Origin of the sequence: Burkholderia orbicola (assembly GCF_900100915.1) — a bacterium.
GTDB lineage: Bacteria > Pseudomonadota > Gammaproteobacteria > Burkholderiales > Burkholderiaceae > Burkholderia > Burkholderia orbicola.
In genome coordinates, this window is record NZ_FNKW01000003.1 from 988,180 (window position 1) to 1,000,414 (window position 12,235).

The 12,235-nt window shown below is 67.8% G+C and carries 9 protein-coding genes; 8 read left to right on the forward strand and 1 reads right to left on the reverse strand.

The window, feature by feature from the left end; genetic code table 11:
- The first annotated feature begins 19 nt into the window (after window positions 1-19).
- From BLS50_RS34355 to BLS50_RS34365, 3 genes are read left to right on the forward strand one after another with little or no spacing between them, the layout of a single operon-like run.
- Window positions 20-1,687 (forward strand): acyl-CoA synthetase, encoded by a 1,668-nt coding sequence (locus tag BLS50_RS34355; RefSeq protein ID WP_074808457.1) that lies wholly within the window; start codon window positions 20-22, stop codon window positions 1,685-1,687.
- A gap of 13 nt (window positions 1,688-1,700) precedes the next feature.
- Entirely contained in the window at window positions 1,701-2,468 is a 768-nt protein-coding gene (locus BLS50_RS34360; RefSeq protein ID WP_053525812.1) for a 3-hydroxyacyl-CoA dehydrogenase, read from the forward strand.
- Between the two features lie 18 nt (window positions 2,469-2,486).
- Window positions 2,487-3,677: an acetyl-CoA C-acetyltransferase gene (locus tag BLS50_RS34365; RefSeq protein WP_074808463.1), complete on the forward strand. Its 1,191-nt coding sequence runs from the start codon at window positions 2,487-2,489 to the stop codon at window positions 3,675-3,677.
- 125 nt (window positions 3,678-3,802) lie between these two features.
- Here the strand turns inward: BLS50_RS34365 and BLS50_RS34370 are convergent, their stop codons facing one another.
- A complete protein-coding gene (locus BLS50_RS34370; protein ID WP_074808466.1) occupies window positions 3,803-4,495 on the reverse strand; it encodes a TetR/AcrR family transcriptional regulator in 693 nt (230 codons plus the stop codon).
- Between the two features lie 319 nt (window positions 4,496-4,814).
- Between BLS50_RS34370 and BLS50_RS34375 the strand changes: the two genes are divergently transcribed.
- The 5 genes from BLS50_RS34375 (at window position 4,815) to hydA (ending at window position 12,065) form a co-directional block, all read left to right on the forward strand.
- Complete coding sequence (locus BLS50_RS34375; RefSeq protein ID WP_053525815.1) at window positions 4,815-6,095, forward strand: Zn-dependent hydrolase; 1,281 nt, start codon at window positions 4,815-4,817, stop codon at window positions 6,093-6,095.
- 127 nt (window positions 6,096-6,222) lie between these two features.
- Window positions 6,223-7,560 carry an NAD(P)-dependent oxidoreductase gene (locus BLS50_RS34380; RefSeq protein WP_074808472.1) on the forward strand — a complete coding sequence of 446 codons (1,338 nt, stop codon included), beginning with the start codon at window positions 6,223-6,225 and terminating at the stop codon, window positions 7,558-7,560.
- A gap of 55 nt (window positions 7,561-7,615) precedes the next feature.
- Complete coding sequence (gene preA / locus BLS50_RS34385) at window positions 7,616-8,929, forward strand: NAD-dependent dihydropyrimidine dehydrogenase subunit PreA (RefSeq protein ID WP_027811374.1); 1,314 nt, start codon at window positions 7,616-7,618, stop codon at window positions 8,927-8,929.
- A 100-nt stretch (window positions 8,930-9,029) separates the two neighbouring features.
- Window positions 9,030-10,538, forward strand: coding sequence for an NCS1 family nucleobase:cation symporter-1 (locus BLS50_RS34390; RefSeq protein ID WP_074808475.1), 1,509 nt, complete (start codon window positions 9,030-9,032; stop codon window positions 10,536-10,538).
- Between the two features lie 69 nt (window positions 10,539-10,607).
- Window positions 10,608-12,065: a dihydropyrimidinase gene (gene hydA / locus BLS50_RS34395; protein WP_023476503.1), complete on the forward strand. Its 1,458-nt coding sequence runs from the start codon at window positions 10,608-10,610 to the stop codon at window positions 12,063-12,065.
- Window positions 12,066-12,235 lie beyond the last annotated feature (170 nt).

Genomic DNA, 12,235 nt, shown 5'->3' on the forward strand with positions numbered 1-12,235 from the left:
TAACGCACAGGAGACACGCATGCCTGAAGGAGCTACCGCCCGGGCGGTGCCGGCTTACGCCGACGCCGTGGCCCGTTTCAGTATCGAGACCGCTGCCGCGCAACTGAGCGGCGATCTGGAGCGCGGCCTGAACGCGTGTGTCGAATGTTGCGACCGGCACGCGAAGGCGGATGCGATCGCACTCGACTGGATCGACGCCGGCGGGCAGCACCACCGCTTTACGTTCGCGCAAATGCAGGCGTTGTCGGCCCGGGTCGCGAACCTGCTCGTCGCGCAGGGCGTGAAGCCGGGCGACGTGGTGGCCGGCCTGCTGCCGCGCACGCCGGAGCTCGTCGCGACGATCCTCGGCACGTGGCGCGCGGGCGCCGTGTACCAGCCGCTGTTTACCGCGTTCGGCCCGAAGGCGATCGAGCACCGGCTGCGCATGAGCGATGCGCGGCTCGTCGTGACCAACGTCGCGAATCGCGCGAAGCTCGACGAAATCGCCGATTGCCCGCTGGTCGCGACGGTACGCGAAGCAGGCGAGGCGCTACCGGTGCACGACATCGATTTCCACGCGGCGCTCGACGCGCAGTCCGATACGTTCGAGCCCGTGCCGCGCAAGGGGTCGGACCTGTTCATGATGATGTCGACGTCGGGCACGACGGGCTTGCCGAAGGGCGTACCGGTGCCGCTGTACGCGCTGCTCGCGTTCGGCGCGTACATGCGCGAAGCGGTCGACCTGCGTGCCGGCGACCGGTTCTGGAACATCGCCGATCCGGGCTGGGCGTACGGCCTCTATTACGCGATCACGGGCCCGCTGCTCCTCGGTCATGCAACGACGCTGTACGAGGGCAGCTTCACGGTCGACAGCACGTACGACGTGATCGACCGGCTCGGCATCACGAGCCTCGCGGGTTCGCCGACCGCATTCCGGATGCTGATGGCGGCCGGGACGGAAGCGGCCGCGCGCGTGAAGGGCCGGCTGCGCGTGGTGAGCAGCGCGGGCGAACCGTTGAACCCGGAGGTCGTGCGCTGGTTCCACGCGGCGCTCGGCGCGCCGATCCACGATCACTACGGCCAGACCGAGCTGGGCATGGTCGTGAACAACCATCACGGTCTTACGCACGTAGTGCACGTCGGTTCGGCCGGCTTCGCGATGCCGGGCTACCGTGTCGCGGTGCTCGACGAAGCGGGCCGCGAACTCGGCCCCGGCGAGCCCGGCAACCTTGCGATCGACATCGCGCGCTCGCCGCTGCTGTGGTTCCGCGGCTACTGGCAGCAGGACACGCCGGCGATCGCGGGCGGCTATTACCGGACCGGCGACAACGTGGAGCTGGAGCCGGACGGCGCCGTGAGCTTCATCGGCCGCGCGGACGACGTGATCACGTCGTCCGGCTACCGGATCGGCCCGTTCGACGTGGAGAGCGCGCTGATCGAGCATCCGGCCGTCAGCGAGGCCGCCGTGATCGGCGTGCCCGACCCGGAGCGCACGGAGATCGTGAAGGCGTTCGTCGTCCTGTCGAAGGGCTTCGACGGCACGCCGGAACTGGCCGAGGAATTGAGTCTGCACGTGAAGCGGCGGCTGTCCGCTCACGCTTATCCGCGCGCGATCGACTTCGTCGACGCGCTGCCGAAAACCCCGAGCGGCAAGATCCAGCGCTTCGTGTTGCGCAAGATGGAAGCCGAGAAGGTCGCTCAACCCTGAATACGGACTGCCAATGAATATCAAGGATCGCGTTTTTCTGATTACGGGCGCCGGTTCCGGCCTCGGCGCCGCGGTGGCGCGCATGGTCGTCGCGCAAGGCGGCAAGGCTGTGCTGCTGGACGTCAATGACGAGGCGGGCGCGGGTCTCGCGAACGAACTCGGCGCGGCCGCGCGCTTCGTGAAGACCGACGTGACGAGCGAAGCCGACGGCCAGGCGGCCGTCGCGGCCGCGCGCGATGCGTTCGGCCGCGTCGATGCGCTCGTCAACTGTGCGGGCGTCGCGCCGGGCGAGAAGGTCGTCGGCCGCGATGGCCCACACTCGCTCGACCGCTTCGCGCGGGCGGTGTCGATCAACCTCGTCGGCACGTTCAACATGATTCGGCTGGCTGCCGACGCGATGTCGAAGCAGGACGCCGATGCGGAGGGCGAGCGCGGCGTGATCATCAACACCGCGTCGGTCGCGGCGTTCGACGGACAGATCGGACAGGCCGCGTATGCGGCGTCGAAGAGCGGCGTGGTGGGCATGACGCTGCCGATCGCGCGCGAACTCGCGCGCTTCGGCATTCGCGTCGTGACGGTCGCGCCCGGCATCTTCGCGACGCCGATGATGGCCGGCATGCCGCAGGACGTGCAGGACGCGCTCGGCAAGAGCGTGCCGTTTCCGCCGCGGCTCGGCCGCCCGGAAGAATTTGCGGCGCTGGTGCGCCACATCGCCGAGAACACGATGCTGAACGGCGAAGTCATCCGTCTCGATGGCGCGTTGCGCATGGCACCGCGCTGACACTGGAGGAAGCGAATCATGACGACTCAGGATCCGATCGTAATCGTGGGCGCGGCGCGCACGCCGATGGGTGGTTTTCAGGGCGACCTGGCGGCGGCGAGCGCGAGCGACCTTGGCGCGGTGGCGATTCGCGCCGCGCTCGAGCGCGCGAACGTGCCGGCCGAACGCATCGACGAAATCGTGTTCGGCTGCGTGCTGCCGGCCGGCCAGGGCCAGGCGCCCGCGCGACAGGCCGCGCTGAAGGCCGGGCTGCCGCTCGCGGCGGGCGCGACCACGGTCAACAAGATGTGCGGTTCGGGGATGAAGGCGGCGATGTTCGCGCACGACCTGCTGCTGGCGGGTTCGGCGCGCGTGGCCGTGGCGGGCGGGATGGAGAGCATGACGAATGCGCCGTACCTGCTGCCGAAGGCGCGCGCGGGCATGCGCATGGGTCACGGACAGGTGCTCGACCACATGTTCCTCGACGGGCTCGAGGACGCGTATGAAAAGGGTCGCCTGATGGGCACCTTCGCCGAGGATTGCGCGCAGGCGTACCAGTTCACCCGCGAAGCGCAGGATGCGTTCGCGATTGCGTCGCTGACGCGGGCGCAGCGTGCGATCGCGGAAGGGCGTTTCGTGTCGGAAATCGCGCCGGTGACCGTGAAGGCCGGCAAGACGGAAAGCGTCGTGTCGATCGACGAGCAGCCCGGCAAGGCGAAACTCGACAAGATCCCGACGCTGAAGCCGGCGTTTCGCGACGGCGGCACGGTGACGGCCGCGAACGCATCGTCGATCTCTGACGGTGCGGCCGCGCTGGTGATGATGCGCCGCTCGGAAGCCGAGCGCCTCGGCCTCACGCCGAAGGCCGTGATCGTCGGGCATTCGACTCATGCGGACAAGCCCGGCCTGTTCGCGACCGCGCCGATCGGCGCGCTGCGCAAGCTGTCGGAGAAAACCGGCTGGAACCTGCGCGACGTCGACCTGTTCGAAATCAACGAAGCGTTCGCGGTGGTGCCGATGGCCGCGATGCGCGACCTCGACCTGCCGCACGAGAAGGTGAACGTGCACGGCGGCGCGTGCGCGCTCGGGCATCCGATCGGCGCATCGGGTGCGCGCGTGATGGTGACGCTGCTGGCCGCGCTCGAAACGTATGGCCTGACGCGCGGCGTCGCATCGCTGTGTATCGGCGGCGGCGAAGCGACGGCCATTGCGATCGAGCGCATCTCGTAAGACGTCGCGCATCGCATCGCATCGTTCGCAAGCGCGAACGCGGCATCACGGGCGGCGCGTATCGCACGGGACATCCCCGTGCGGTACGCGCCGCCCGCTTTTGTTGGGGGGATCGCCGTATCGCGCTAAGGCTTCGCGTTCGGCGACACCGCACCGCACGCGCGAATCACGAGCTGCACGACCTGCTCGGTTTTTTCGTCGAACGCCTTCTTCGCGAACGCGCGCTTGCCGCTCAGCGCGCGAATCTGCGCATCGAAATCCGCATAGTGCTGCGTGGTCGCCCAGATCAGGTACATCAGCGCGTGCGGGTCGATCGGCGCGAGCAGCCCGCGCGCGATCCAGCCTTCGATCACCCTGACGCGCGCGTCGAACCACGGCTTCACGCGTTGCGACAGGATGTCCTGCATGTGCTCCGCGCCGTGGATGATCTCGTTGGCCCACACCTTCGAGCCGAGCGGGCGCCGCTGCGACAGCGTCATCTTCGCGCGCACGTAGCCGCCGATCGCTTCGACCGGATCGTCGTCGGCCTCGAACGAGCCGGCCGCGCGATGCCAGTCCTCGAACAGGTCGTCGAGCACGCGGCGGTACAGCGCGAGCTTGGTCGGGAAGTAGTAGTGCACGTTCGCCTTCGGCAGGCCGGCGCGCTCCGCGATCATCGCGGTGCTGGCGCCGGCGAGTCCGCGTTCCGCGAATACGGCTTCCGCGCACGCGAGCAGATGCGCTTCGTTGGACTCGCGAATATGCGCCTTGCGTCGCCGCAAAGGCGCCGGCGTTTCGTCACGGTCGGTGGCTGCGATTGCCGCCTCGTCATGTCTCATCGTTACCCTCGCGCGGCGGCCATGCCGCGTTGGGCTTCATTCTAGCCGCTGATTCGCGTCGCGCGCACGGATGTGGCTGCGCTACGGTCACGGCGATGCTGCGTTGCGATGGCACGTTTCTCGCTCTGTCGCGTCACGCAAGAAAGACGTTGCGCTGGTCATTTTGATCGTCTAAAACCTGTCCAATCGGACAGGATTTAACGCGTTGCCTGCATCGACGGACATGCACTGCATCCGTGCGGCGTGCCCCGAAACAGGCCTCGCACGCACCGGCACAGACCGGGCTGGCGACATCACCGACCCCACAGGAGCGATACGAATGAGCGCGGTATCGGAAACAGTGAAGCGGGCAGCTTTCGACACGTCGATCAGGGTCGACGGCAAGCGGTTGTGGGACAGCCTGATGGAAGTCGCGAAGATCGGCGCGACGCCGAAGGGCGGCGTGTGCCGCCTCGCGCTGACCGATCTCGACAAGGCCGGCCGCGACCTGATCGTCGGCTGGGCGAAGGCCGCCGGCTGTACGGTGAAGGTCGATACGATGGGCAACGTGTTCATGCGTCGCGCGGGCCGCGTGGCCGATGCAGCGCCGGTCGTCACGGGCTCGCACGCGGATTCTCAGCCGACCGGCGGGCGCTTCGACGGTATCTACGGCGTGCTCGGCGGCCTCGAGGTGATTCGCAGTCTGAACGATCACGGCATCGAGACCGAGCATCCGGTCGAGGTCGTGATCTGGACCAACGAGGAAGGCTCGCGCTTCGCGCCAGCGATGGTCGCGTCGGGCGTGTTCGCGGGTGTGTTTCCGCTCGAATACGGGCTGTCGCGCAAGGACGTGGACGGTAAGACGATCGGCGAGGAGCTCGCACGCATCGGCTATGCGGGCGACGTGCCGTGCGGCGGGCGCAAGCTGCACGCGGCGTTCGAGCTGCATATCGAGCAAGGGCCGATTCTCGAAGCGGAATGCAAGACGATCGGCGTCGTGACCGACGCGCAGGGGCAGCGCTGGTACGAGATCACGTTCACCGGCCAGGAAGCACATGCGGGGCCGACGCCGATGCCGCGCCGCCGCGACGCGCTGCTCGGCGCGTCCCGCGTGGTCGATCTCGTCAACCGGATCGGCCTCGATCATGCACCGTTCGGCTGCGCGACGGTCGGCATGATGCAGGTCCACCCGAACTCGCGCAACGTGATTCCCGGCCGCGTGTTCTTCACCGTCGATTTCCGTCATCCGGACGACGCCGTGCTCGCAAAGATGGATGCGGCGCTGCGCGACGGCGTCGCGCGTATCGCGGCCGACATCGGGCTCGAAACCGAACTCGAGCAGATTTTCTACTACAAGCCGGTCGCGTTCGATCCTGAGTGCGTGGCGGCCGTGCGCGGCGCGGCCGACCGCTTCGGCTACTCGCATCGCGACATCGTGTCGGGTGCGGGCCACGACGCGTGCTATCTGGCGCAGGTCGCGCCGACGTCGATGGTGTTCGTGCCCTGCATCGACGGCATCAGCCACAACGAGATCGAGGACGCGACGCCCGCATGGATCGAGGCCGGCGCGAACGTGCTGTTGCACGCGATGTTGTCGCGCGCATGCGAGCCGGCCTCGTGACGGAGCGACCGTAGCGGCCGTGAGGCTGCATCACGTCAGATATTTGTATTCCTAAGCATGACCGCCCAGACTGTGCATCCGCAGCCGGCGGGGACGGCTTTGTCTCCACCCAGTCGAAGGAACGCGTATGACCACCCAGCCAACCGGCGATATCGCCGCGCATCGCCTGTCGTCCACGCAACTCTCGTGCGAATTCGCCGATATCGCGCCGCTGCTCGATCCGACTGCCGCGGCGGCCGGCGCAAGCCGCTGTCATTACTGCTACGACGCGCCGTGCGTGCATGCGTGCCCGACGCAGATCGACATCCCGAGCTTCATCCGCAAGATCGGCAACGGCAACCTGAAAGGCGCGGCGACCGACATCCTGTCCGCGAATCCGCTCGGCGGGATGTGCGCACGCGTGTGCCCGACCGAGATCCTGTGTGAAGGCGCGTGCGTGCGCAACCATCAGGATGCGCAGCCCGTCGCGATCGGCGCGCTGCAGCGGCACGCGACCGACTGGGCGATGCAGACCGGTGCGGTGCAGTTCCGGCGCGCGCCCGAGACGGGCCGCCATGTGGCGGTGGTCGGCGCGGGACCGGCCGGGCTCGCGTGTGCGCACCGGCTCGCACTCGCCGGGCACCGCGTCACGTTGTTCGACGCGCGTCCGAAGGCGGGCGGCCTCAACGAATACGGGATCGCCGCGTACAAGACCGTCGACGATTTCGCGCAGCGTGAAGTCGAGTGGCTCTTGTCGGTGGGCGGCATCACGCTGGAAACGGGTATGGCGCTCGGGCGCGACGTGACGCTCGACGCCTTGCGCGAGCAGCACGACGCGGTATTCCTTGCGATGGGCCTCGGCGGCGTGCGTGCGCTCGCGATCGACGGCGAGCAACTGGGCGGCGTGATGAACGCGGTCGATTTCATCGAGCAGGTGCGGCAGGCCGACACGCTCGCGAACGTGCCGGTCGGGCGGCGCGTGGTCGTGATCGGCGGCGGCAATACGGCGATCGATGCGGCGGTGCAGAGTCGCAAGCTCGGCGCCGAGCGCGTGACGATGGTGTACCGGCGCGGCGTGGAGGCAATGAGCGCGACGTGGGCCGAGCGCGAGTTCGCGCAGAAGAGCGGCGTCACGCTCGTCACGCACGCGAAGCCGGTGCGCATCGCGGGCACGGACGGGCAGGTGACAGGCGTCGAATTCGAGGGCGCATCGGGCGAGCGCTTCACCGTCGACGCGGACATGGTGCTGAAGGCGATCGGCCAGACGCTGGTGCCGGACGGTGTCGAAGCCGCGCTGCTGACCGCGGACGGCACACGGATCGCGGTGGATGCGGACGGGCGCACGGCGCTGCCGGACGTATGGGCCGGTGGCGACTGCGCGGCGACGGACGGCGTCGACCTCACGGTGCAGGCCGTGCAGGACGGCAAGCGCGCGGCCGCGTCGATCGACGCGACGCTCGCGGCGCGCGACGCGAAGGCGGCCTGAACGCGCGACGCACCGCCGGTACACCGAACACGACCCCATTCTCACGGAGCCGAACATGGCCGACCTTCGCTGCACCATCGCAGGCATCACTTCGCCGAACCCCTTCTGGCTGGCGTCCGCGCCGCCCACCGACAAGGCCTACAACGTCAATCGCGCCTTCGAGGCGGGCTGGGGCGGTGTCGTCTGGAAGACGCTCGGGCTCGATCCGCACGTCGTGAACGTCAGTTCGCGTTACGGCGCCGTGCAGTGGAACGGCCAGCGCATCGCGGGGCTGAACAACATCGAGCTGATCACCGACCGTCCGCTCGACGTGAACCTGAGAGAGATCGCGCAGGTGAAGCGCGACTGGCCGGACCGCGCGCTGATCGTGTCGCTGATGGTGCCGTGCAACGAGCGCGACTGGAAATGGATCCTGCCGCTCGTCGAGGACACCGGGGCCGACGCGGTCGAGCTTAACTTCGGCTGCCCGCACGGAATGAGCGAGCGCGGGATGGGCGCGGCGGTCGGGCAGGTGCCCGAATACGTCGAGATGGTCACGCGCTGGGTGAAGGAAGGCACGAAGCTGCCGTGCCTCGTGAAGCTCACGCCGAACATCAGCGATATCCGGATGGGCTCGCGCGCCGCGTACAAGGGCGGCGCGGACGGCGTGTCGCTGATCAACACGATCAACTCGATCGTCGCGGTCGATCTCGACCAGATGGCACCGATGCCGACCGTCGACGGCAAGGGCACGCACGGCGGCTATTGCGGGCCGGCGGTCAAGCCGATCGCGCTGAACATGGTCGCGGAGATCGCACGCGACCCGGAAACGCCGAACCTGCCGATCTCGGGCATCGGCGGCATCTCGTCGTGGCGTGATGCGGCCGAGTTCATGGTGCTCGGCGCCGGCAGCGTGCAGGTGTGCACCGCCGCGATGCATTACGGATTCCGGATCGTGTCGGATCTCGCCGATGGCCTGTCGAACTGGATGGACGAGAAGGGCTACGCGACGCTCGATGACATTCGCGGCCGCGCGGTGCCGAACGTGACCGACTGGAAATATCTGAACCTGAAGTACGACATCAAGGCGCGCATCGACCAGGATCGCTGCATCCAGTGCGGGCTGTGCCATATCGCATGCGAGGACACGTCGCACCAGGCGATTACGGCGACGAAGGACGGCGTGCGGCACTTCGAAGTGGTCGATTCGGAATGCGTCGGGTGCAATCTTTGCATGCATGTGTGTCCGGTCGAGCAATGCATCACGATGGAGCGCGTCGATTCGGGCGACTACGCGAACTGGACCACGCATCCGAACAATCCGGCGAGCGCGGAGGCCGGTGCGAGTGGCCCGGCGGCGGCGCCCGAGAAGCACGCGAAGGCGGCCTGACCGAGGTCCGGCGGCGCGGCATGGACCGCGCCGCCGCTTTTCGTTTCCCCGGGCCGGCATCGCACGATGCCGGCGCTGACGTTTTCGTGGAGTGTGTTCGATGAATCACGCAGCGAATCCCGCCGATCCCGACAGCGCCGCGGCGCACGGCGGCAGCCTGTACAACGACGACCTCGCGCCGACGACGCCGGCGCAGCGCACGTGGAAGTGGTACCACTTCGCGGCGCTGTGGGTCGGGATGGTGATGAACATCGCGTCGTACATGCTCGCGGCCGGCTTGATCCAGGAAGGCATGTCGCCGTGGCAGGCGGTGACGACGGTGCTGCTCGGCAACCTGATCGTGCTCGTGCCGATGCTGCTGATCGGCCATGCAGGCGCGAAGCACGGGATTCCGTATGCGGTGCTCGTGCGCGCGTCGTTCGGCACGCAGGGCGCGAAGCTGCCCGCGCTGCTGCGTGCGATCGTCGCCTGCGGCTGGTACGGCATCCAGACCTGGCTCGGCGGCAGCGCGATCTACACGCTGCTGAACATCCTGACCGGCAACGCGCTGCACGGCGCGGCGCTGCCCGTCATCGGCATCTCGTTCGGGCAACTCGCGTGCTTCCTCGTGTTCTGGGCGCTGCAGCTGTATTTCATCTGGCACGGCACCGATTCGATCCGCTGGCTCGAAAGCTGGTCCGCGCCGATCAAGGTCGTGATGTGTGTGGCGCTCGTGTGGTGGGCGACGTCGAAGGCCGGTGGCGTCGGCTCGATGCTGTCGGCGCCGTCGCAGTTCGCGGCGGGCGGCAAGAAGGCCGGGCTGTTCTGGGCGACCTTCTGGCCGGGCCTGACCGCGATGGTCGGCTTCTGGGCGACGCTCGCGCTGAACATTCCCGATTTCACGCGTTTCGCGCATTCGCAGCGCGACCAGATGATCGGGCAGTCGATCGGGCTGCCGCTGCCGATGGCGCTGCTGTCGGTGGTGTCGGTCGTCGTGACGTCGGCGACCGTCGTGATCTACGGCAACGCGATCTGGGATCCGATCGACCTGACGAGCCGGATGACGGGCATCGGCGTGGGCATCGCGCTCGTGATTCTCACGCTCGACACGATGTGCTGCAACCTCGCGGCGAACCTGGTCGGGCCTGCATACGATTTTTCGAGCCTGTGGCCGAAAGCGATCTCGTACCGCGTGGGCGGGATGATCACCGCGACGATCGCGATCGTGATGATGCCGTGGAAGATCCTCGCGACGACGGACGGCTACATCTTCACCTGGCTCGTCGGTTATTCGGCGCTGCTCGGGCCGGTCGCGGGCATCCTGATGGTCGACTATTTCCTGATTCGCGGCACGCAGCTCGACACGCGCGCACTGTTCGACGAGCGCGGCGATTTCAGCTACGCGCGGGGCTGGAATCCGGCCGCACTGGTCGCGCTCGCGGTCGGCGTGCTGCCGAACCTGCCGGGCTTCCTGCATACGGCGTTTCCGGCGTCGTTCCCGAACGTGCCGGCGTTCTTCAACACGCTTTACACGTACGCATGGTTCGTCGGCCTCGTGCTGGCGTCCGGCGTGTACGGCACCTGGATGAAGTGGCGCGCCGGACAGCGCGCGCAGATCGCGAGCGCATGACGCACGCGCGGGCCGGATGCGGCTCGCGCGCGGCATGCGGCACCCGACAGTCAACGAGGAGGCAACGAAATGGCAATCCTGATTCGTGGCGGCACCGTGGTCGATGCGGACCGTTCCTATCGTGCGGACGTGCTCTGCGCGGACCCGCAGGACGGCGGCACGATCCTGCAGATTGCGGAGCAGATCGACGCGCCGGCCGGCGCAACCGTCGTCGACGCGCACGACCAGTACGTGATGCCGGGCGGCATCGACCCGCACACGCACATGGAACTGCCGTTCATGGGCACCACCGCGAGCGACGATTTCTACTCGGGCACCGCGGCCGGGCTGTCGGGCGGCACGACGAGCATCATCGATTTCGTGATTCCGAGCCCAAAGCAGCCGCTGATGGAGGCGTTCCGCGAATGGCGCGGCTGGGCCGAGAAGGCGGCTTCCGATTACGGTTTCCACGTGGCCGTGACGTGGTGGGACGACAGCGTGCACCGCGACATGGGCACGCTCGTGCGCGAGCATGGCGTGTCGAGCTTCAAGCACTTCATGGCGTACAAGAACGCGATCATGGCCGACGACGAGGTGCTCGTGAACAGCTTCACGCGTTCGCTCGAACTCGGCGCGCTGCCGACCGTGCACGCGGAAAACGGTGAGCTCGTGTTCCAGCTGCAAAAGGCGCTGCTCGCGCGCGGGATCACGGGGCCGGAGGCGCATCCGCTGTCGCGGCCGCCGGAGGTGGAAGGCGAGGCGGCGAACCGCGCGATCCGCATCGCGCAGGTGCTCGGTGTGCCCGTGTATATCGTGCACGTGTCGGCGAAGGACGCGGTGGACGTGATCACCCGCGCGCGCAGCGAAGGGCTGCGTGTGTTCGGCGAAGTGCTGCCGGGCCACCTGGTGATCGACGAGGCCGTCTATCGCGACCCGGACTGGACGCGCGCGGCGGCTCACGTGATGAGCCCGCCGTTCCGCTCGGCCGAGCATCGCGAGGCGCTGTGGCGTGGGCTGCAGTCGGGCCAGCTGCATACGACGGCGACCGATCACTGCGTATTCTGCGCGTCGCAGAAGGCGATGGGCCGCGAGGATTTCACGAAGATCCCGAACGGCTGCGGCGGTGTCGAGGATCGCATGTCGGTGCTGTGGCATCACGGCGTGAATCACGGCCGCATCACGCCGAACGAGTTCGTGCGGATCACGTCGACCAATGCCGCGCAGATCTTCAACCTGTATCCGCGCAAGGGCGCCGTGCAGGTCGGCGCCGATGCCGACCTTGTCGTGTGGGACCCGGCCGCGACGAAGACGATCTCGGTGAAGACCCATCACCAGCAGGTCGACTTCAACGTGTTCGAGGGGATGACGGTGCAGGGCGTCGCGACGCACACGCTCACGCGCGGCGCGCTCGCATGGGCCGACGGCGAATTGCGCGCGGTGCGCGGCGCGGGCCGCTACCTGAAGCGCCCGCCGGGCGCGGGCTACTACGAGGCCGCGCGGATCGCGAACCGGCTGCGCGAGCCGCATCCGGTCGAGCGCGCGGGCTGAACGATGCGTGTCGCGCGGGGCGTGTCCGTTCTGACGGCACGCCCCGCGTCGGTTTTGGCTGCGTAGATAGAACAACTGATCAAATCGGCGAGGACGAAAAAAGAAACGATCGATACCATTGACCGCGGCGATTTTGGCGACGTTGCCGGCGCGCATATCGAGCGAGTAAC